The organism is Halomonas sp. M4R1S46 (assembly GCF_025725685.1).
Lineage (GTDB): Bacteria > Pseudomonadota > Gammaproteobacteria > Pseudomonadales > Halomonadaceae > Halomonas.
On sequence record NZ_CP107008.1, the window covers coordinates 394,295 to 414,517 of the forward strand.

General features: G+C 69.5%; 18 protein-coding genes. 13 read left to right on the forward strand and 5 right to left on the reverse strand.

The window, feature by feature from the left end; all coding sequences use genetic code 11:
• Window positions 1-63 precede the first annotated feature (63 nt).
• A complete protein-coding gene (gene sbcB, locus OCT48_RS01905) occupies window positions 64-1,554 on the forward strand; it encodes an exodeoxyribonuclease I (protein ID WP_263591074.1) in 1,491 nt (496 codons plus the stop codon).
• 70 nt (window positions 1,555-1,624) lie between these two features.
• On the opposite strand, the gene OCT48_RS01910 is transcribed toward sbcB, so the two are convergent.
• Window positions 1,625-4,462 carry an insulinase family protein gene (locus tag OCT48_RS01910; RefSeq protein WP_263591075.1) on the reverse strand — a complete coding sequence of 946 codons (2,838 nt, stop codon included), beginning with the start codon at window positions 4,460-4,462 and terminating at the stop codon, window positions 1,625-1,627.
• Complete coding sequence (locus tag OCT48_RS01915; protein ID WP_263591076.1) at window positions 4,459-5,148, reverse strand: SOS response-associated peptidase; 690 nt, start codon at window positions 5,146-5,148, stop codon at window positions 4,459-4,461. The genes OCT48_RS01910 and OCT48_RS01915 overlap by 4 nt, the downstream gene beginning before the upstream one ends.
• 185 nt (window positions 5,149-5,333) lie before the next feature.
• Here OCT48_RS01915 and OCT48_RS01920 point away from each other — a divergent pair, with 185 nt between their 5' ends.
• Together OCT48_RS01920 and OCT48_RS01925 are read left to right on the forward strand one after the other, a co-directional pair.
• The gene (locus OCT48_RS01920) at window positions 5,334-5,951 is read left to right on the forward strand and encodes a TetR/AcrR family transcriptional regulator (protein ID WP_263591077.1); all 618 of its coding nucleotides are present in this window, start codon (window positions 5,334-5,336) and stop codon (window positions 5,949-5,951) included.
• A 5-nt stretch (window positions 5,952-5,956) separates the two neighbouring features.
• Complete coding sequence (locus OCT48_RS01925) at window positions 5,957-6,646, forward strand: 1-acyl-sn-glycerol-3-phosphate acyltransferase (protein WP_412031035.1); 690 nt, start codon at window positions 5,957-5,959, stop codon at window positions 6,644-6,646.
• Window positions 6,647-6,648: 2 nt separating this feature from the next.
• Here the strand turns inward: OCT48_RS01925 and OCT48_RS01930 are convergent, their stop codons facing one another.
• Entirely contained in the window at window positions 6,649-7,938 is a 1,290-nt protein-coding gene (locus OCT48_RS01930) for an HlyC/CorC family transporter (protein ID WP_263591078.1), read from the reverse strand.
• 74 nt (window positions 7,939-8,012) lie between these two features.
• The gene (locus OCT48_RS01935; RefSeq protein ID WP_263591079.1) at window positions 8,013-8,813 is read right to left on the reverse strand and encodes an inner membrane protein YpjD; all 801 of its coding nucleotides are present in this window, start codon (window positions 8,811-8,813) and stop codon (window positions 8,013-8,015) included.
• Window positions 8,814-9,032: 219 nt separating this feature from the next.
• Here OCT48_RS01935 and ffh point away from each other — a divergent pair, with 219 nt between their 5' ends.
• From ffh to OCT48_RS01985, 10 genes are all read left to right on the forward strand, one after another.
• On the forward strand, window positions 9,033-10,442 hold the full coding sequence (gene ffh / locus OCT48_RS01940; RefSeq protein WP_263591080.1) for a signal recognition particle protein: 1,410 nt from the start codon (window positions 9,033-9,035) through the stop codon (window positions 10,440-10,442).
• Between the two features lie 216 nt (window positions 10,443-10,658).
• Entirely contained in the window at window positions 10,659-10,907 is a 249-nt protein-coding gene (gene rpsP / locus OCT48_RS01945) for a 30S ribosomal protein S16 (RefSeq protein WP_126483793.1), read from the forward strand.
• Window positions 10,908-10,945: 38 nt separating this feature from the next.
• On the forward strand, window positions 10,946-11,497 hold the full coding sequence (rimM, locus tag OCT48_RS01950) for a ribosome maturation factor RimM (RefSeq protein WP_263591081.1): 552 nt from the start codon (window positions 10,946-10,948) through the stop codon (window positions 11,495-11,497).
• 17 nt (window positions 11,498-11,514) lie between these two features.
• Window positions 11,515-12,276: a tRNA (guanosine(37)-N1)-methyltransferase TrmD gene (gene trmD / locus OCT48_RS01955; protein WP_263592557.1), complete on the forward strand. Its 762-nt coding sequence runs from the start codon at window positions 11,515-11,517 to the stop codon at window positions 12,274-12,276.
• A 157-nt stretch (window positions 12,277-12,433) separates the two neighbouring features.
• Window positions 12,434-12,790: a 50S ribosomal protein L19 gene (gene rplS, locus OCT48_RS01960; RefSeq protein WP_023005502.1), complete on the forward strand. Its 357-nt coding sequence runs from the start codon at window positions 12,434-12,436 to the stop codon at window positions 12,788-12,790.
• A gap of 119 nt (window positions 12,791-12,909) precedes the next feature.
• Window positions 12,910-13,812 carry a site-specific tyrosine recombinase XerD gene (gene xerD / locus OCT48_RS01965; protein ID WP_263591082.1) on the forward strand — a complete coding sequence of 301 codons (903 nt, stop codon included), beginning with the start codon at window positions 12,910-12,912 and terminating at the stop codon, window positions 13,810-13,812.
• A gap of 3 nt (window positions 13,813-13,815) precedes the next feature.
• Entirely contained in the window at window positions 13,816-14,541 is a 726-nt protein-coding gene (locus OCT48_RS01970; protein ID WP_263591083.1) for a DsbC family protein, read from the forward strand.
• Between the two features lie 83 nt (window positions 14,542-14,624).
• Window positions 14,625-15,941, forward strand: a complete 1,317-nt coding sequence (locus OCT48_RS01975; RefSeq protein WP_263592558.1) for a homoserine dehydrogenase — start codon at window positions 14,625-14,627, stop codon at window positions 15,939-15,941.
• Between the two features lie 241 nt (window positions 15,942-16,182).
• On the forward strand, window positions 16,183-17,571 hold the full coding sequence (thrC, locus tag OCT48_RS01980) for a threonine synthase (RefSeq protein ID WP_263591084.1): 1,389 nt from the start codon (window positions 16,183-16,185) through the stop codon (window positions 17,569-17,571).
• Window positions 17,572-17,763: 192 nt separating this feature from the next.
• On the forward strand, window positions 17,764-19,563 hold the full coding sequence (locus OCT48_RS01985) for a single-stranded-DNA-specific exonuclease RecJ (protein WP_263592559.1): 1,800 nt from the start codon (window positions 17,764-17,766) through the stop codon (window positions 19,561-19,563).
• 115 nt (window positions 19,564-19,678) lie between these two features.
• On the opposite strand, the gene OCT48_RS01990 is transcribed toward OCT48_RS01985, so the two are convergent.
• Window positions 19,679-20,098 carry a VOC family protein gene (locus OCT48_RS01990; RefSeq protein ID WP_263591085.1) on the reverse strand — a complete coding sequence of 140 codons (420 nt, stop codon included), beginning with the start codon at window positions 20,096-20,098 and terminating at the stop codon, window positions 19,679-19,681.
• Window positions 20,099-20,223 lie beyond the last annotated feature (125 nt).

Below are 20,223 nucleotides of genomic sequence, written 5' to 3' on the forward strand. Positions count from 1 at the left end.
CGTGGGCGGGCCTGTGCTAGGCTGGGGCCCCTTGTCCCATCGCCTGCTCGGAGAGCCTCGCCCATGGCGCAGCCGAAAGCCGCCCCGCTGACCTTCCTGTGGCACGACTACGAGACGTTCGGCGCCGACCCGCGTCGGGACCGCCCCTCACAGTTCGCGGCCATCCGCACCGATGCCGACTTCAACGAGATCGACGAGCCCCTCGAGCTGTTCTGCCGGCCCGCCGACGATTACCTGCCGCATCCGCAGGCCTGCCTGATCACCGGCATCACCCCCCAGCAGGCCCGGCGGCGCGGCCTGCCCGAGGCCGAGTTCGCCGGCCGGATCGAGGCCGCGATGAGCGAGCCCGGCACCTGTGCCCTGGGCTACAACAGCCTGCGTTTCGATGACGAGGTCAGCCGCCACCTCTTCTACCGCAACCTCATCGATCCCTACGCCCGGGAGTGGCAGAACGGCAACTCCCGCTGGGACCTGATCGACGTGGTGCGGGCCTTCCATGCGTTGCGCCCCGAGGGCATCGAGTGGCCGAGGCGCGAGGATGGCTCGCCCAGCTTCCGACTCGAGGACCTGACCGCCGCCAACGGCATCGAGCATGCCGGGGCTCATGACGCCCTGGCCGACGTGCGGGCCACCATCGCCCTGGCGAAACGCCTGCGCGAGAGCAACGCCAAGCTGTTCGACTACCTGCTGGGCATGCGCGGCAAGCGCCAGGTGGCCAGGCAGCTCGATGTGCCGGGGCGCAAGCCGGTGCTGCACATCTCCCGGCGCTACCCGGCGAGTCGCGGCTGCAGCGCCCTGGTGATGCCGCTGGCCGAGCACCCCACCAACCCCAATGGGGTCATCGTCTACGACCTCTCGGTGGACCCCGATCCCCTGTTGCGCCTCGAGCCCGAGCAGATCCGCGAGCGGGTCTTCGTCAGCAACGACGACCTCGCCGAGGGCGAGACGCGCATCCCGCTGAAGGTCATCCATATCAACAAGTGCCCGGTGATCCTGCCGGCGAACGCCCTCAAGGACACCGCGGGACCGCATCAGGGCGAGTATGGCGAGATCGTCGAGCGGCTGCGCCTCGACGTGGCGGCCTGCCGGCGCCACTGGAAGGTGCTGGCACAGCATCCCGAGGTCGTGGCCCGGGTCAGCGAGGCCTTCGCCTCGCCGCCCCCCGAACCGCCCCGCGACCCCGACCTGATGCTCTATTCCGGCGGCTTCTTCTCGCCGTCCGACCGCCAGCAGATGCAGCGGGTCCGCGACAGCGATCCCTGGGACCTGGTGGGCGCCCGCTTCGCCTTCCAGGATCCGCGCCTCGAGGAGATGGTGTTCCGCTTCCGGGCGCGCAGCTATCCCGACACCCTGACCGGCGAGGAACAGGCCCGCTGGGAGGCCTTCCGCTGGGAGCGCATGAACGACCCGGCCATCGCCGGCTTCGCGCTCAAGGATTTCGCCCGGGAGATCGAGCGGCTCAACCAGCTGTCGCTGGGTGACCGGGACCGCCAGATCCTCGAGGAACTCGTGATGCACGTGGAGGCGATCATGCCGGCCCAGGCCTTCGGCTGACCTTTTGCTTCATCTCCAACGACGACGCCCGGCCGATCGGCCGGGCGTCGTCGTTTCGGTGGAGGGCGGTTCAGCCCTCGCCGTCGGGCAGTGGCGGCAGGTCGTCCTTGAGCGCCATGATGTCGCTGGGGGGATCGCCGGGGTCATGGGTGATATGGACCACGGCATCGTTGAGCAGGCTCGGCCAGGCGTCACGCAGGGCCTCCGGGGTCACGGCCAGCACCCGCTCGGCGAGTCGCTGGCGCTCGTCGAAGGCGGTGTCGGCCATGGCCAGCGCCCGCCACAGTCGGTTGGTGCGCTCGGGCAGGCCGGTGTCGCGGCGCAGCAGGTCGTCGTGTACCGCCTGGCGGTAGGGGGCCAGGGCCGCCTCATCCAGCCCTTCGAGGCGTGCGCCGAAGGCCGCCAGGAAGGCGTCGATGCGCGACTGGATGGTGGTGCTGTCGGTGTCCGGGGACTGCACCAGCAGGCCGATGCCGGGAGCGTCGAGCAGCGGCCGATAGCCGGCGTTGACCACATAGCCCAACTGCTGCTCGGTACGCAGTTGCTGGTAGAAGGGCGTCTCGAGCAGGCGGCCCAGCACCGCCAGCCGGGCCTGGCTGTCCAGCGAGCGGTCCGGGCCCTGCAGGTAGCGCATCACCAGGGACTCGTCCCGGGCGGTATCCGGCGTCAGCGCGGGGAGGTCGCGACTGGCCTGCAGCGGGGTCAGGTCGGGAATGGCGCTCTTTGCCAGCTGCGGGGCCAGGGTCTCGGCGACCCGGCGTGCCTGTCGGGTCGCCGCCTCGTGGCCGAGGTTGCCCACCGCCATGGCCTCCAGGTGGAGGTCGTCGAGGAAGGCCTCGCGGTAGTCGCGCAGCGCCTGGGCATCGACGTCCTCGAGGGCCGCCAGCAGGGCCTCGGTAGGCCACTGGGGGCGGATCAACGTCTCGGCCAGGGTGCGGTCGGCCTGGCGATAGAGCGATTCCTGGGGCGCGTTGCGCCACTCGCGCCGCAGCCGGTGGTCGACCCGCGCCACGCTGTCGGCGTCGATCTCGCCCCGGGTGAGCTGCTCGAGCACGCGCCCGATGAGGCGATCCTGGCGGTCACGCCAGCCCGAGAACGACAGCGTGATGCCGCGGGCATGGGCGTAGGCCTCGAAGCCGTGACCGGCCAGCCGTGCCGGATACAGCGCCCCGTTGAGGCTGTCCTGGAGCCAGCCGGCCAGCAGGCGCGCCATGGCGGCCTGGCGGGCATCGCGGCCCGAGGCGGGGTGCTGCAGGCTGAAGCGCCACTCCACCCGGGGCGTGTCGAAGCTGGCATCGCGCATGTGCCAGAAGGCGAACTCGGGCGCGTCGATCCGTTGCACCGGGGTGTCGTCCTGGCCGGCCAGCAGCGTCAGGTCCTCGGCGATATAGGGGTTGGGGGCGGGCAACTGCAGCCCGGCCAGGGGCGCCGCCGTCGTGTCGCGGCTGGGGGCGAGCGGTGTCCAGGGCGTGTCGAACCAGGGCGAGGTGCGCTCGCCCTCCACCTCCGGGCCCGCATACAGGCGCAGCATGTTGTCCGGCCGCAGGGCCGCGAGCCAGGCCTCGATCTGCTCCTCGTCGAAGGCGTCCATGCGGTAGGGCGCGTAGTTGACGTCCTCGAGGGGGTAGTAGGCGAGGTTCATCGACAGGCGCATGGCATCCTGCAGCGGCGCGCCGTGCTGCTGGAAGCGGAACTCCTGTTCGGCGAGCCGAGCCTGTTCGTCATAGCGCCAGGCCTCGACCCCATCGCGGCGGATGGCCGCGATGGCCTCGAACAGCGTCCCCTGGATGCGGGCGATGTGCTCGGCCCCGGCCGGCGTCAGGCTGATGTCGACGCGGAACAGCGCCTGGCGGCCGTCACCGTGGGTCACCCCCGCGGAGAGGCCGTCGGCCCAGCCGGCCTCGCGCAGCACGTCCAGCATGCTGCCGTCGCCCTCGTGACCGAGCAGGTTGGCGAGATAGCTGGCCGGCTTGTGGCGATAGGCCGTCTGGGGGTCCGGTACCGGGAAGTAGAAGGTCAGCTGGCGGCTGTCGCGCAGCGAGCGCAGCTCGGCGGCGGCGGGCAGCTGCTCGGGAGTGACCAGGGGCGTGGCGATCTCCGGGCGGGACAGCCCGCGGTCGGGCACGTCGGCGAAGCGCTCGCTGACCAGGGCGGTCAGCTCGTCCAGGGGCTGGGGGGCAACCACGGCCAGGTGCATGACATTGGCGCCATAGTGGGACTCATAGAAGTCGATCACCCGCTCGCGCAGGTCGGGTTCGCCCGCGGGACGATCGGCCAGGGTGTCGCGGCTGCCCACCGAGAAGCCGGTGGTGGGGTGGGCCGGGTTGAGCAGTCGGTCGAGGACGTCATTGTGGCGCCGGGCCTCGTCGCGCTTGCGGGCCATGTACTCCGAGTGGACCACCTGGCGTTCGCTCTCGAGCCGGTCGGCGTTGAACAGCGGGTCGACGAAGAAGCGGCTGAAGCGGTCCAGGGCCCCGGCCAGGGCGTCGGGCTCCACCGAGAAGAAGTAGTTGGTGTCCCGGGGCGCGGTGAAGGCGTTGTGCTGGCCGCCATGGCGGGACAGGAACCCCTGGTAGGCATCGGACGCCGGGTAGGTCTCGGTCCCCAGGAACAGCATGTGCTCGAGGTAGTGCGCCAGGCCGGGCAGGTCCTCCGGGTCCTGGGCGCTGCCGACGTCCACGTTCAGCGAGGCGGCGGCCTTGTCGGCCTCGGGGTCGCTGACCAGCAGGGCGGTGAGGCCGTTGTCCAGGGTCAGCACACGGTAGTCGCGATCGTCCGCCGGGCTGACCCGGGGCGTGGTCACGGCCTCGACGGTGCCCGGCTCCGGCTGGGCGGCGGCGAGCCCCGGCAGCAGCGCCGCGACGAGGGCCAGCGAGGCGGCCAGGGGAGTGCACAGTGGTCGGGTCATCGTCTCTCCTGTTCGGGTGTCCGGCGCAGCATGGGGCCGGTGGGGTGGGCGCAGGCGGGATCCCGGTTGCCGGGATCATTCACTCGTCTTGATACCGGAAAGGCGCCCAACAGTTCCCCGGGAGCCGGGGTCAGCAGGGCGCGCCGCTTCTCGGCGGGGGTGTCCGGGGCGAGCCAGCGCCCGGCATCGTCCGCCGCGATCACTGCCGGCAGGCGGTCGGTGAGGGGCGCCAGCAGGTCGTTGGTGGGCACCGTGATCAGGGCCAGAGAGTCCGCGTGCTCGGTCAGGCTGGTATGGAAGCGGCACCAGAGCCCGGCCAGCAACAGCGGGCCGCGGTCGGCCCGGGTGACCAGGAAGGGCTGCTTGGCCCGGGGCTGCGCCTTCCAGACATAGACGCCGCCGGCGGGCACCAGGCAGCGCCGGGCCGCGAAGGCCTCGCGGAACATGGCGCGGGATTCCAGGGACTCGGCCCGGGCGCAGTGGGGGGCATGGTCGAGTACCTTGAGCCAGGGCGGCGTGAGTCCCCAGAAGGCACTGGTCAGGCGCGGGCGTCCGGCCTCGAGGCGGATCAGCGACAGCGGTCGACGCGGCGCCAGGTTCGCCCCGGTGATCGGCGTCTCGTCCACCGCCAGGCCCGGCAGCAGGCGGTCGAGGTCGAGCGGGGGGATATAGAGTCGGCCGGCCATGGAACCTCCGGAGAGATGGGGCGCCAGAGTAACCAAGAGATCTCGCCGAGGAAAGCGCCGTCGCCGCTGGGCTTGCGTTGGTCCACAGGCACGATATGCTAGCGGAAACAGTGTTCGACTGACGTGATATGGTACTCCGGGGTGGCCGAACGCCGCCCTCCCTCCCCCGTTCCGAGAGGAATTCGATGGCTCGTCCCAGACAGCACGCCCCCGAGGCCCTGCATGCCCAGGTGATGGCCGCCTGTGACGCCTGGCTGCAGGACCAGCCGGTACACACGTTGTCCCTGCGCTCCCTGGCCCGGGACGTGGGCTGTGCGCCCAGTACCCTGCTCAAGCTGTACGGCAGCTTCGGCAATCTCCTCCAGCATGTGAACCTCGAGTCCCTGGCGCGCCTGCGCACCGCCATCGACCCGCTGCTCGACGAGCAGCTCCCGGAGGCGCGGCTCAAGGCCCTGGCGATGGCCTACTGGCAGTTCGCCAGGGATGACGCCTACCGCTGGCAGCTGCTGTTCGACTACCCCCTGGCCCAGGAGGGCGAGCTGGACCGCCGCCAGAGCGACATGATCGAGGGGCTCTTCCTGCGGGTGGAAAATACCCTCAAGGAGTACCAGCCGGCCCTGGGAGACCTCGAGGCGCGGCGGTTGGGGCGCACGCTCTGGGGCAGCGTCCACGGGCTCGTGCAACTGGGGCTCAACGAGCGCCTGGGCTACTGGCAGAGCGAGCCCCTGGAAGTGGCCGAGCTCCTCGACCAGTTGCTCTCGACCCTGCTCGCCGGCCTGAAGGCGAGGTCCGACGGCTCGTGACGCTGCTGCTATGGGGCGCGCCGGCCGCCTTGCTGGCCGCCGGCTGCTGGCGGCTGGCGCGTGCCCCCCGGCCGGCCATCCGCCGGCTGGTGTTCTTCGTCGTGCACCTGCTCTACCGGCTGCGCTACCGGGGACGCCGGCATATTCCCGCCTACGGTCCCGCCCTGGTGGTCTGCAACCATGTCAGCTTCGTCGACGCCCTGGTGGTGGGCGGGGCCAGCCCGCGCCCGCTACGCTTCCTGATGGATCGGCCCATCTACGAGTCCCGCTGGCTGCATTGGCTGTTCAAGCTGGTCGGGGCGATCCCCGTGGATTCCGAGCGGCGGGATCCGGGCGAGCTGCGCCGGGCCCTGGAGCAGGTCAGCCAGGCCCTGCGCCAGGGCGAGGTGGTGATGCTGTTCCCCGAGGGACGCCTGACGCCGGATGGCGAGGTCCATCCCTTTCGTCGCGGCCTGGAGCTGATCCTGGCCCGGGATGCGGTGCCGGTGGTGCCGGCGGGGCTGGCCGGGCTCTGGGGGTCATGGACCTCCAATCACGGCGGGCGGGCGCTGTCCAAGTGGCCGCGGCGCTTCCGGGCGCGGGTGGCCCTCTACTTCGGCGAGCCTCTGCCGCCCGAGGCGGCGGGGCGTGACCGGGTCGAGGCACGGGTCCGGGCGCTCAAGACCGAGGCCGACGACTGGGTCGCCGGGCGCTGAGTTCAGGCCTGGGCGGCCACCACGGGGCGACGCAGCGCCTGCCAGCAGCGGGCCGAGGTGATCAGGTTATCGCGTACCTCGAGGATCTCCATGCGAACCGCGCCGATCTGCAGGCAGGCCGGGCCGTCCGGGAAGGATTCCAGGTGCTCGAGGATCAGGCCATTGAGGGTCTTGGGGCCGTCGGTGGGCAGATGCCAGCCCAGCGACTTGTTGATATCGCGAATGTTGGCGGTGCCGTCGATGACGTGGCTGCCGTCCTCCTGGGGGTGGATCTCCTGGTCCTGGCCGGCCACGTCGGTGGTGAACTCGCCGACGATCTCCTCGAGGATGTCCTCCAGGGTCACCAGCCCCTCCACGTCCCCGTACTCGTCCACCACGATGCCGATGCGGCGCTTCTGCTTCTGGAAGTTGAGCAGTTGGGTGTGCAGGGGCGTGGACTCGGGGATGAAGTAGGGCTCGCGGGCCTCCTGGACGATGGCTGCCTTGGTGACCTCGCCTCGCGACAGGAAGCGTGCCGCGTTGCGCAGGTGCAGCATGCCGATGATGTTGTTGATGTCGCCCTTGTAGACCGGCACCCGGGTGTGCTGGCTGGTGCGGATCTGGGTTAGGATGGTCTCCAGGTCATCGTCCAGATCGATGCCCGCCACCTCGTGGCGCGGCACCATGATGTCGTTCACCGTGACGTTCTCGAGATCGAGGATCGATACCAGCATGGCCTGGTGACGGCGAGGGATCAGCGGCCCGGCCTCGTGGACCACGGTGCGCAGCTCGTCCCGGGTCAGGTTGTCGCCGCCGGCCTCCAGGGTCTTCACGCCGAGCAGGCGCAGCAGGCCGTTGGAGATGGCATTGACCAGCCAGACCAGCGGGTAGAGCAGCTTGAGCAGCGGTTCCAGCACCAGCGAGGCCGGGTAGGCGATCCGTTCGGGCTTCACCGCGGCATAGGTCTTGGGGGTGACCTCGGCGAAGATCAGGATCACGATGGTCAGGATCAGTGGCGCCACTGCGGGGCCGGTCACCTCGCCGAAATAGTGGATGGCCAGCACGGTGGCGATCGCCGCCGCCAGGTTGTTGACCAGGTTGTTGCCGATCAGGATCACGCCGATCAACCGGTCCGGGCGGCTCAGCAGGCGCATCACGCGCTGGGCCCGGCCCTCGCCGCTGTTGGCCCGGTGGCTCAGGCGATAGCGGTTGATCGACATCATGCCGGTCTCGGAACTCGAGAAGAAGGCGGAAAGGCAGATGAGCAGCAGCAGCAGGCCGAACAGCAATCCCAGAGGGAAGTCGTCGCTCAAGTCGAAGGGTCCTCAATCGCGTATCAGGCTCGAGTTGTAGGGATTGGGCCGCACGGTGTCAAGGATCACCGGCCTCAGCCACGGCCGAGCAGCACCTCGAGGACGAACTTGGTGCCGAAGTAGGCGAGCAGCAGCGCCAGGTAGCCGCCCAGCGTCCAGCGCACCGCGCGCAACCCGCGCCAGCCCAGCCAGTGATGGCCGGCCAGCAGGGTGGCGAAGAGCACCCAGGCGATCAGCGACAGGACCGTCTTGTGAACCAGGTGTTGGGCGAACATGCTGTCGACGAACACGAAGCCGCTGGCGATCGACAGGGTCAGCAGGGCCATGCCGGCCCAGATCAGCTCGAAGAGGATGCGCTCCATGGTGGTCAGTGGCGGCAGCGACTGGACCACGCCACGGATATGGTGGTGGCGCAGCGCCTGGTTCTGCACGCCGAGCAGGATCGCCTGGACGGCGGCGATGGCCAGCAGCGCGAAGGCCAGGGCCGAGCTCAGGGCATGCAAGGCGATGCCCGGGGTCATGCCCACGGCGCGCTCCGGGCTCGGCAGCTCGGTGGCCAGCAGCAGGGTCAGGCCGGCCACGGGGAACAGGCCGGCGGCGACATTGAGCACCGGCTTGAACAGGCTGACGACGAGCAGCACCAGCACCGCCAGGGCGCTGACCAGCACGGCACTGGTGGACAGGCCCGGCAGCAGCGACTGGCCCTGGTCGAGCAGGCCGATGGCCAGCGGCAGGTGGAAGAGCAGGCCCAGCGCGCCGAAGCTGCGCACCAGGGCGGCCCGCGGCGGCACTCGCCGGGCCAGGCTCAGGCACTGCCAGGAGGCGGCCGCGATGTAGAGGATGAAGGCCATGATGGCCAGGGGGAGCGCGTGCATCGATTGCTGTCCGTGCGCCTTCGCCAGCGTCTGGCGAGGTGAAATGGAGCGATCACTATACCGAATCCTCCCCGTGGCGCACAGCCGGGCGCGGCGCTCGCGGCATGGAGACTCGCGGCCACAAGGCGTATAATTTTCGCCCATTGCAGGAAACCCCACGCCCGTGCCGGCACGGACCATTCCGGCGGTTTTCCCGGTCATCGTTTGCGGAGAGGCCTCATGTTCCAGAATCTCAGCGATCGTCTGTCCCAGACGCTCAAATCGATCAAGGGTCAGGCGCGCCTGACCGAGGACAACGTCAAGGACACCCTGCGCGAGGTGCGCCGCGCCCTGCTGGAGGCGGATGTCGCCCTGCCGGTGGTCAAGGCGTTCATCGACCGGGTGCGCGAGCGCGCCGTGGGCCAGGAGGTGTCGAAGAGCCTCTCCCCGGGCCAGCAGTTCGTCAAGATCGTCCAGCAGGAGCTCGAGGCGATCATGGGCGAGGCCAACGAGGGGCTGACCCTGAAGAGCGCGCCCGCGGTGGTGCTGATGGCCGGCCTGCAGGGCGCGGGCAAGACCACCTCCGTGGCCAAGCTGGCGCGCTACCTGCGCGAGCGCGAGAAGAAGAAGGTGCTGGTGGTCTCGGCGGACGTCTATCGGCCGGCGGCCATCGACCAGCTGGAGACGCTGGCCGGCGAGGTGGGCGTCGACTTCTTCCCGTCGCGCAGCGACCAGCAGCCGGTGGCCATCGCCGAGGCGGCGATCAAGCACGCCAGGATCCAGTTCCACGACGTGGTGCTGGTCGATACCGCCGGCCGGCTGGCCATCGACGAGGCCATGATGGCCGAGATCCAGGCGCTGCATCGGGCCGTGACCCCCGACGAGACGCTGTTCGTGGTCGACGCCATGACCGGCCAGGACGCCGCCAATACCGCCAAGGCCTTCCACGAGGCGTTGCCGCTGACCGGGGTGATCCTCACCAAGGCCGACGGCGACGCCCGTGGCGGCGCGGCCCTGTCGGTGCGCCACATCACCGGCAAGCCGATCAAGTTCATGGGCGTGGGCGAGAAGGTCGATGCCCTGGAGCCCTTCCACCCGGACCGCGTGGCCTCGCGCATCCTCGGCATGGGCGACATGCTGTCGCTGATCGAGGAGGCCGAGCGCACCGTCGACAAGGGCAAGGCCGAGCAATTGGCCAAGAAGGTCAAGAAGGGCGATGGCTTCGACCTGGAGGACTTCCGCGACCAGCTCCAGCAGCTCAAGAAGATGGGCGGCATGGGCGGGCTGCTGGGCAAGCTGCCCGGCATGGGCCAGATGGCCGAGATGGCCCAGGGGCCGGGGCCCGAGAAGGAGATGGGCAAGCTCGAGGCGCTGATCAACTCGATGACGCCCCAGGAGCGCCGCAAGCCGGAGATCATCAACGGCTCGCGCAAGCGCCGCATCGCCGCCGGTGCCGGCCTGCAGGTGCCCGACCTCAATCGCCTGCTCAAGCAGCACAAGCAGATGCAGAAGATGATGAAGAAGGCCGGCAAGAAGGGCGGCATGCAGAAGATGATGCGTGGCATGTCCGGTATGATGGGCGGCGGCGGCCCGGGTGGCCCGGGTGGCCCGGGCGGCATGGGTGGCCCGGGTGGCATGCCATGGCGCTGAGGCGGCCGGCGACGGCCCCTCGGGGCTAAAAAGGTTTCCAAGCCGGGGAGATTTCCGTAGAATGCGGCGTCTTCACTGGCAGGACCGCGATGTATCGCGGTCATCGTCGTGACCGAACGACCCGGCGGCGAGCCCCCGGCTCGCGGTCGAACCGATTGTCGAGGGCGCAGGCCCCGACCGACAACCTCCGTAACTCAACCGAAGGACAGTCAACGCATGGTTACCATTCGTCTGGCACGTGGTGGCGCCAAGAAGCGTCCCTTCTACCACCTGACCGTGACCGATTCCCGCAAGTCGCGCGACGGTCGTTTCATCGAGCGTCTGGGCTTCTTCAACCCGGTGGCCCGTGGCCAGGAAGAGCGTCTGCGCATCGACCTCGACCGCATCAGCCACTGGCAGGAGCAGGGCGCCCAGCTGTCCGGCCGCGTCGCCGAGCTGGTCAAGGAAGCCCGCAAGCAGGCCTGAGTGCCTGACGCGCCCGCATGTCTGACGCAGGATCGCCGATGAGCGCAAGCGCCGAGCGAGGTCCGACCGACGATCACGTGGTGCTGGGCAAGTTGACCAGCCCCTACGGCGTCAAGGGCTGGCTCAAGGTGTACTCGTACACCAGTCCCATGGAAGGCATCCTCGACTACGACGCCTGGGTGCTGCGCCATCAGGGACGCCTGGTCCGCTATCGTCTCGCCCAGGGACGCCCCCATGGCAAGGGCCTGGTGGCCCGCCTCGAGGGGGTCGACGCGCGTGAACAGGCCGAGGCCCTGGCCGGTGCCGAGATCCTCCTGCCCAAGGCCGAGCTACCCGAACTCGACGGCGACGACGAGTTCTACTGGTATCAGCTCGAGGGCCTGAAGGTGGTGACCGACGGCGGCGTGCCGCTGGGGCGCATCAGCTACCTGTTCGAGACCGGCGCCAACGACGTCATGGTCGTCAAGGGGCGCGACGGCGACGCCGTCGACAGTCGCGAGCGGCTGCTGCCCTTCCTGCCCGGCGAGGTCGTGCGCGACGTGGACCTCGAGGCCGGCGTGATGACCGTCGACTGGGATCCGGAATTTTGAGCCGGAGCGGCGCGGCGATGTGGATCGGCGTGGTGTCGCTGTTTCCCGAGATGTTCGAGGCCCTGACGGCTCAAGGCGTGACGGGCAGAGCGGTGGAGAAGGGGCGTATCGCCCTGGAGTTCTGGAACCCCCGGGACTACGCCACCGACCGGCATCGCACCGTGGATGATCGCCCCTACGGCGGCGGCCCGGGGATGCTGATGAAGGTCGATACCCTGCGCTCGGCCATCCACGATGCCCGCGCGCGGGCCGAGGACGCCACCGGGCAGCGCCCGAGGGTGGTCTACCTGTCCCCCCAGGGACGGCGGCTGGATCAGCGCGGCGCGCAGGAACTGGCAACGGGCCCCCCGCTGGTGGTGGTGGCCGGACGCTACGAAGGCATCGATGAGCGGGTGGTGGAAGCCGACATCGATGAGGAGTGGTCGATCGGCGACTATGTGCTGAGCGGCGGCGAGCTGCCGGCCATGGTACTGATCGATGCTGCGGCAAGGCTGGTCCCCGGGGTGCTGGGGCATCAGGACTCCGCGGTCGAGGACTCCTTCAACGACGGACTGCTGGACTGTCCGCACTACACTCGCCCCGAGGTCATCGACGGGCGGCGGGTGCCGGAGGTCCTGCTCAGCGGTCACCATGGCGCCATCCGGCGCTGGCGGCTGAAGCAGTCCCTGGGGCGGACCTGGCTCAGGCGGCCCGACCTGCTCGAGGGCAGGACGCTGAGCGCCGAGCAGCAGGCCCTGCTCAAGGAGTTCATCGAGGAGTACGCGCTGGCCACCAGGTAGGTCAGGGCGGAGGTGCAGGACGCGCCCCGAGGGGCGACGGACCTGTGTCACCAACAGGACTCCCGTGCGTCGACGCGTTCGAGCGCCGGGATCACGATTCGTCGGCCAACCACTGCCGGACCGGCGAGTCAATGAATGTTATCGAGGAGTTATCGTCATGAGCAGCAAGAACAAGGTGATCCAGGCGCTCGAAGCCGAGCAGATGAGCAAGGAAGTCCCCGCCTTCGCCCCGGGTGACACCGTGGTCGTCCAGGTCAAGGTCAAGGAAGGCAACCGCGAGCGCCTGCAGGCGTTTGAGGGCGTGGTCATCGGCAAGCGCAACCGCGGCCTGAACTCCGCCTTCACCGTGCGCAAGATCTCCCACGGTGTCGGCGTCGAGCGTACCTTCCAGACCTACAGCCCGCTGGTCGACTCCATCAGCGTCAAGCGTCGCGGTGACGTGCGCCAGGCCAAGCTGTACTACCTCCGCGAGCGCAGCGGCAAGTCCGCCCGCATCAAGGAAAAGCTGGCCTGAGGCAGGCGCCCGCCGGCGTGCGGTGACGTGGCGTCCTAGCCCGCATCGACAGCGAAACCCCGTCACCGCGACCGCGGGGCGGGGTTTCGTCGTTCCGGGGCCCCGCACGGAGAAGTGCCATGACGGCCAAGCCTGACGACCAGGCCCTGATCGACGCCTTCCTCGACGGCCTCTGGCTGGAGCAGGGCGTCAGTGACAACACCCTGGCGGCCTACCGCCGCGACCTTCTCGCCTGGGCGGCCTGGCTGGCGGAGCAGGGCGAGGCGCTGCTGGCCCCCGGGCCCGAGACCCTGACCGCCTGGCTCGAGGGCCGCCGCGAGGCCGGCTACCAGTTGCGCAGCAACGCCCGGCTGCTCTCCAGCCTGAGGCGGTTCTATCGCTGGGCCCTGGTCGAGCAGCGGATCGACCGGGACCCCCTGGCCGAGGTGCGCCTGCCCCGAGTCCGGCCCTCGCTGCCCGATACCCTGGAGGAGGCCGAGGTCGAGCGTCTCCTCGAGGCCCCCGATCTCGACACCGACCTGGGAATGCGCGATCGGGCCATGCTGGAGGTGCTCTATGGCGCCGGCCTGCGGGTCTCCGAGCTGGTGGGCCTGACCACCGATGCCCTGAACCTGCGCCAGGGGGTGGTCCGGGTCCGCGGCAAGGGCGACAAGGACCGGCTGGTGCCGCTGGGCGAGGAGGCCGTGGACTGGGTGTCGCGCTACCTGCGTACCAGCCGCGGCGCGCTGATGCGCGATATCACCCGCCCGGCACTGTTCCCCGGGCGCGGCGATGCCTGCCTGACGCGCCAGGCCTTCTGGCACCGCATCAAGGCTCACGCCCGCGTCGCCGGCATCGACCGTCCGTTGTCGCCGCATACCCTGCGGCACGCCTTCGCCACCCACCTGTTGAATCATGGGGCCAATCTGCGTGTCGTACAGCTGTTGCTGGGCCACAGTGACCTGTCGACCACGCAGATCTACACCCATGTGGCGCAGGTCCGACTCGAGGCCCTGCACGCCGACCATCATCCCCGAGGCTGAATCATGAGAGTATCGACCCTAGTCTTCGTCGCCGCCCTGGCGTTGCCCACCCTGGCCCAGGCCGATGCCGCCGAACGCCTGGCCGAGCGGCTCGAGGTCAACGGCCAACGCATGCCGGTGGAGCAGGTGGAGGAGACGCCGCTGGCCGGCTTCTTCCGGGTGCGCCTGGAGACCGGCGAGACCTTCTACACCGACGCTGCGGGCGACTACTTCCTGGTCGGCGACCTCTACGAGAACGCCGAGAGCGGACTGGTCAACCTCACCGAGCAGGCCCGCAACGCCGAGCGCGCGGCGCGCCTCGCCGAGATCCCCGAGGCACAGCGGGTGATCTTCCGCAGCACCGTCGAGCCCCGCGCCCGGCTGGTGGTGTTCACCGATACCACCTGCCCCTACTGCCGGCGGCTGCACGAGGAAGTGCCGCGGCTCAACGAGATGGGCATCGAGGTGGACTACCTGGCCTTCCCGCGGGCGGGGATGAACTCGCCCGGCGCCCGGCAGATGCAGCAGGTCTGGTGCGCCGACAATCCCAGCGAGGCGATGTCGGGCGCCAAGCGCGATACCGCCCTCGAAGGCGACGCAGACTGCGACAATCCGGTCGAGGAACAGTATCATCTGGGCATGGAACTCGGTGTCCAGGGGACACCGGCCATCGTCCTGCCCGATGGACGCCTGGTGCCCGGCTACGTGCCGGCGGAGCGCCTGGCCGCCATGCTCGGACTGAACGACTGACCGCCGCGCCGACGAGCGCCGGCGGCGGGCCCCCAAGGGGCCTCCATTACGCTGAGACACACGCCAGACAAGGGGGAATGACATTGAAACCGGTGAGAGTGGGAATCTGTGGCCTGGGCACCGTCGGGGGCGGGACCTTCAACGTGCTGACACGCAACGCCGACGACATCGCCCGTCGTGCGGGGCGGCCCATCGTGATCGAGCAGGTGGCCTACCGCACGCCCAACCCCGAGTGTGACGTCACCGGCATCAAGACCACCCAGGACGTCTTCGAGGTGGCCTCCAACCCCGATATCGACGTCCTCGTCGAACTGATCGGTGGCTATGACGTGGCCCGCGAGCTGGTGCTCACCGCCATCGAGAACGGCAAGCACGTGGTCACCGCCAACAAGGCACTGATCGCGGTGCACGGCAACGAGATCTTCCAGGCGGCCCACGAGAAGGGCGTGATCGTGGCCTTCGAGGCCGCGGTGGCCGGCGGCATCCCGGTGATCAAGTCGCTGCGCGAGGGCCTGGGCGCCAACCGCATCGAGTGGCTGGCCGGCATCATCAACGGCACCGGCAACTTCATCCTCACGCACATGCGCGACGAGGGCCGGGCCTTCGAGGACGTGCTCGCCGAGGCCCAGGCGCTGGGCTATGCCGAGGCCGACCCGACCTTCGACGTGGAAGGCATCGATGCCGCCCACAAGCTGACCATCCTGGCCTCCATCGCCTACGGCGTGCCGCTGCAGTTCGAGAAGGCCTACACCGAGGGCATCTCCCGGGTGACCGCCGAGGACGTCGAACAGGCCGACAACCTGGGCTACATCATCAAGCACCTGGGCATCTCCAAGCGCACCGAGGCGGGCCTCGAGCTGCGCGTGCATCCGACCCTGATTCCCAAGGAGCGGCTGCTGGCCAACGTCCACGGCGTCAAGAATGCCATCGCCATCATGGGCGATGCCGTGGGCCCGACCCTCTACTACGGTGCCGGCGCCGGCGCCGAGCCCACCGCCTCGGCGGTGGTGGCCGACGTGCTCGACGTGGCCCGGGACATCACCACCGACCATCACTATCGGGTGCCCTACCTGGCCTTCAGCGGCATCGGCGAGAACGCCGACCAGCCGCCGATCCTGGCCATGGAGGAGATCAGCACCGCCTACTACCTGCGCCTGCTGGCGGTGGACCGCCCCGGCGTGCTGGCCCGGGTGGCGACCATCCTCTCCGAGGAGGGCATCTCCATCGAGGCGCTGATCCAGAAGGAGGCCACCGAAGGTGAACTGGTGCCGATCATCCTGCTGACCCATCGCACCCGCGAGAAGCACATGAACGAGGCGATCCGCAAGATCGAGTCCATGGCCGACATCGCCGGCTCGGTGACGCGGATTCGGGTCGAGTCGCTGGACGAGAACGAATGAGCCGGGCTTCGCCCGGAGCCGTAAGCTACAAGCTTGACGCAGAAAGAAACCACCAGCGGAGACTGGAGAGCTTGTAGCGGCCTAGGGTCGTTGCCGCTATCTGTAGCGAGGGGCGCGGGGGGCCAGCCGCAGAGGAGGTCCTATGCCAGGGATGGCATCGGTAGCGCCCATGGATGGGTTTACAGCGCCTCCTCGCAGGCTTGTCGCCGGATCAGCCCCGAGCGAGCAAAGGAACCGAACGATGCGCTATATCAGTACCCGCGGGCAGGCGCCCGCGCTGTCCTTCGAGGAGGTCGTGCTCACCGGCATGGCCAGCGACGGCGGCCTCTACGTGCCCGAGACCGTCCCCCAGCTCAGCCACGAAGACCTGGCCGATATGGCCGGGTGCTCCTATGCCGAGATCGCCTTCCAGGTGATGAAGCCCTACGTGGACGGCGAGATCGACGACGACACCTTCCGGGCCATCGTCCGTGACGCCTACGCCACCTTCAGCCACGACGCCGTGGTGCCGCTCAACCAGCTCGACGCCAACCACTTCCTGCTCGAGCTCTTCCACGGCCCGACCCTGGCCTTCAAGGACGTGGCGCTGCAACTGCTCGGTCGGATCCTCGACCACTTCCTGAAGAAGCGCGGCGAGCGTGCGGTGATCATGGGCGCCACCTCGGGGGACACCGGCTCCGCCGCCATCGAGGGCTGCCGCCACTGCGACAACCTCGACATCTTCATCCTGCATCCCCATAACCGGGTCTCGGAGGTACAGCGCCGCCAGATGACCACGGTGCTGGCCGACAACGTCTTCAACGTGGCCATCGAGGGCAACTTCGACGACGCCCAGGCCATGGTCAAGGCCAGCTTCGCCGACCAGGGCTTCCTGAACGGCACCCGGCTGGTGGCGGTGAACTCGATCAACTGGGCGCGCATCATGGCCCAGATCGTCTACTACGTGGCCGCCGCCGTGGCGCTGGGCGCGCCGTACCGCAAGGTGAGCTTCTGCGTCCCCTCGGCCAACTTCGGCAACGTCTTCGCCGGCTACATGGCCCACCGCATGGGCCTGCCGGTGGAGCGCTTCGTGATCGCCACCAACGCCAACGACATCCTGCACCGCACGCTGGCCGACAACGACTTCTCCAGGCAGGAGCTGGTTGCCACCCTGGCCCCGTCGATGGACATCGTGGTGTCGTCCAACTTCGAGCGGCTGCTGTTCGAGGCCTACGAGCGGGACGGCGCGGCCGTGGCCGAGCTGCTGGAGCGCTTCCAGAGCGAGCCCGCGGCGCTGGCCGAGGCACCGCTCGCACGGCTGCGCGAGAGTTTCGCCAGCCACAGCGTCGATGACGCCACCATCCTGGAGGTGATCCGGGAGGCGCATCACCGTACCCAGGAGATCCTCGACCCGCACACCGCCACCGGCTATCGCGCCGCCGAGTGCGAGCGTGGAGCGCCCACGGTGCCGATGGTGACCCTGGCCACTGCCCACCCGGCCAAGTTCGCCGAGGCCGTGGTCAAGGCCGGCTTCCCCGGCGTGCCGCTGCCGCCGCACATGGACGACCTGCTGGAGCGCGAGGAGCGCTACACGGTGTTGCCGGCGGAACTCGCCGAGGTGCAGAAGTTCGTCGCCGATAACCGGCGGTAAGACTTTACCGCTGGTGGCGTGAGTCGCTGGTAGAAGCGAGGGGCGCCGGGGACAGGGCGAAGAGGAGGTCCTACGCCAGGGATGGGTTCACAGCGCCTCCGCGTAGGCCTGTCCCCGGATCAGCTCCGAGCGATCAACCACTCGCCTAGCTCAATTCGCTACCTTCATCCAAAGGAGTCGGGCTTGGACGCCGTGACCGATCCCATCGACCTGCATGAGCGGCTGAAGCCGCGCATCCTGCCGCGTCCCCGTGACGCGGCCGTCGAGGCCCGTGCCCTGGCGGAGGGGCTCACGCCGCTGCAGGCGCGGGTGCTGGCCGGCCGGCTGCCTGGCCATGAGGGCGACCTCGCGCCGCTGGTGTCGCCGAGCCTGCGCCACCTGGCGCACCCCGAGCGTCTGCGGGACGCCCGCCTTGCCGCCGAGCGCATCGCCCAGGCGGTGGTCGAGGGCGAGCACATCGGCATCCTCACCGACTACGACGTGGACGGCATCACCTCCCATGTGGTGATCCGGCGCACCCTGAACGAGTTGTTCGGGGTCCCCGAGTCGCGACTGCACAGCCTGATCGGCCATCGCATCCATGACGGCTACGGCATCAGCCTGCCGCTGGTGGAGCGCACCCTGAAGCTCTCGCCGCGGCCGAGCCTGGTGATCACCGCCGACTGCGGCAGTTCCGACGAACCGCGCATCGCAAGGCTCAAGGCGGCCGGCATCGACGTGGTGGTCAGCGACCACCATGCGCTCCCGGTGGAGGGGCCCCCGGCCTCGGCCTATGCCACCATCAACCCGACCCGCGAGGACTGCGACTACCCGGACCCGACCATCGCCGGCTGCATGGTCGCCTGGCTGGTGATGTCGCTGGCCCGCGGCGTGCTGATCGAGTGGGGCGTGCTGCCGGCCGCCACGCCCAAGCTCTCGCCCTGGCTGTCCTACGTCGCGCTGGGCACGGTGGCGGACTGCGTGTCGCTCGGCGGCAGTGCCGCCAACCGCGCGGTGGTGGCCCAGGGACTGACCCTGATCAACCGCATGGACGCGGCCTGCTGGCGGGCCATGGCCGAGCGGCTGGGCGCCGACAGCGTGCCCTTCGATGCCGAGACCCTGGCCTTCCAGATGGGGCCCCGCATCAATGCCCGCTCGCGGCTGGACGATCCCTATGCCGCCCTGCACTTCATGCTCGCGGAGCAGGATGACGTCGCGCAACGCTACCTCGACGTGCTGGATCAGGACAACCAGTCCCGCAAGGCCATCGAGGCGGAGATGACCGAGCAGGCGAAGGGGCTGGCGATGCCCCAGCTCGCCGCCGACGCCCCGGCGCTGGTGGTGTTCCTCGAGGAGGGGCATCCCGGCGTCCAGGGCATCGTGGCCTCGCGCCTGGTGCAGGCCTACGGCCGGCCGACCCTGGTGCTCACCCCGGCGGCCCAGCCGGGCATGCTCACCGGCTCCGGCCGTTCCATCGAGGCGCTGCACCTGCGCGATGCCCTGCAGCGTACCTTCGAGCTGGCGCCGCAGGCGCTGCCCCGCTTCGGCGGGCACCGTGGCGCCGCCGGGGTGGGCGTGCCGCGGGAGGCGCTCGGGGTCTTCCGCGAGGCCTTGCTGCGGGCCGTGGGAGAGCAGCTGGGCGATGCCGAGCTCGGCCCGCGGGTGTTCACCGACGGCGAGCTCGCCGCGGGCCAGCTGGCCCTTTCGACCCTGGACGAGCTCGAGGCCCTGGGGCCCTACGGCCGGGAGTTCGACGCGCCGCTGTTCGAGGGGGCCTTCCTGGTCGAGCGGCTGCGTCCGGTGGGCGCCGACGGCAGCCATCTGATGCTCGAGCTGTCCGCCGGCGCCGTCGCCGTGCGGGCGATCTGGTTCCGGGCACTGACGCCGGGGGAGGTGCCGGCCTTCGGCGTCGGCGAGCGGCTTCACTGTGCCTTCAAGCTCAACCGCAATCGCTGGCGGGGACGCGAGTCGTTACAGCTGATGATCGAGCATGCCGTGCCGCTGGGGGAATGACGGACGGCGTTCCCGAGAGCCCCTCGACAGGTCGGTCAGCCCCCGGTAGCCCGCGCCAGAAGCTGGCCGTGGGGGCGCGGCCAGACAAGGAGCAGGCTTTCCCGCGAGAGTCCGCTCAGTAGTTGGGCCAGACGCCGGGCGTGGCCAGCTCCAGGAGGTGGCCGTCGGGGTCGCGGAAATAGACGCTCTCGCCGCCCCTTGGCCAGTGGGTACGGCCCTCGATGGCGACGCCGTGATCGCCGAGCTGAGCCTCCCAGGCCGCCAGATCGCGCTCGGCGATGGCGAAGGCCATGTGCACCCGTCCGGCCCCGTCATGGGGCGGGATGGTGCCCATGTCGCCGGGCAGGACCACGGTCTCGAGGGTCTCGCCGCGCAGGAAGAGCAGTAGCACCGAACCGGCCCCGGCATCGTAGGCGGTGAAACGATGATCGGCGGTGAAGGCCTCGAGTCCCATGACCCCCTCGAAGAAGGCTCGAGCCCGGGCCATGTCTTCCACGTAGAGGGCCGTTTCCAGCACCCCGTTCAGACTGGGCATGATGCGCCTCCCTAACACTCCAGCAGGGGACCCGCCCGCCATCAGGCGCCGGGCGCTCCCTGTGTTCAATCTAGCAGCCGATTCGCCTTGCAGATGGGGCAAAGTGGCATACCCTGATCAATGCG

Excerpts from the sequence above, each read along its gene's own strand:
- sbcB (WP_263591074.1), top strand. The coding sequence starts at position 64 with ATGGCGCAGCCGAAAGCCGCCCCGCTGACCTTCCTGTGGCACGACTAC.
- OCT48_RS01910 (WP_263591075.1), bottom strand. The coding sequence starts at position 4,462 with ATGACCCGACCACTGTGCACTCCCCTGGCCGCCTCGCTGGCCCTCGTC.
- OCT48_RS01915 (WP_263591076.1), bottom strand. The coding sequence starts at position 5,148 with ATGGCCGGCCGACTCTATATCCCCCCGCTCGACCTCGACCGCCTGCTG.
- OCT48_RS01920 (WP_263591077.1), top strand. The coding sequence starts at position 5,334 with ATGGCTCGTCCCAGACAGCACGCCCCCGAGGCCCTGCATGCCCAGGTG.
- OCT48_RS01935 (WP_263591079.1), bottom strand. The coding sequence starts at position 8,813 with ATGCACGCGCTCCCCCTGGCCATCATGGCCTTCATCCTCTACATCGCG.
- ffh (WP_263591080.1), top strand. The coding sequence starts at position 9,033 with ATGTTCCAGAATCTCAGCGATCGTCTGTCCCAGACGCTCAAATCGATC.
- rpsP (WP_126483793.1), top strand. The coding sequence starts at position 10,659 with ATGGTTACCATTCGTCTGGCACGTGGTGGCGCCAAGAAGCGTCCCTTC.
- rimM (WP_263591081.1), top strand. The coding sequence starts at position 10,946 with ATGAGCGCAAGCGCCGAGCGAGGTCCGACCGACGATCACGTGGTGCTG.
- trmD (WP_263592557.1), top strand. The coding sequence starts at position 11,515 with ATGTGGATCGGCGTGGTGTCGCTGTTTCCCGAGATGTTCGAGGCCCTG.
- rplS (WP_023005502.1), top strand. The coding sequence starts at position 12,434 with ATGAGCAGCAAGAACAAGGTGATCCAGGCGCTCGAAGCCGAGCAGATG.
- xerD (WP_263591082.1), top strand. The coding sequence starts at position 12,910 with ATGACGGCCAAGCCTGACGACCAGGCCCTGATCGACGCCTTCCTCGAC.
- OCT48_RS01970 (WP_263591083.1), top strand. The coding sequence starts at position 13,816 with ATGAGAGTATCGACCCTAGTCTTCGTCGCCGCCCTGGCGTTGCCCACC.
- thrC (WP_263591084.1), top strand. The coding sequence starts at position 16,183 with ATGCGCTATATCAGTACCCGCGGGCAGGCGCCCGCGCTGTCCTTCGAG.
- OCT48_RS01990 (WP_263591085.1), bottom strand. The coding sequence starts at position 20,098 with ATGCCCAGTCTGAACGGGGTGCTGGAAACGGCCCTCTACGTGGAAGAC.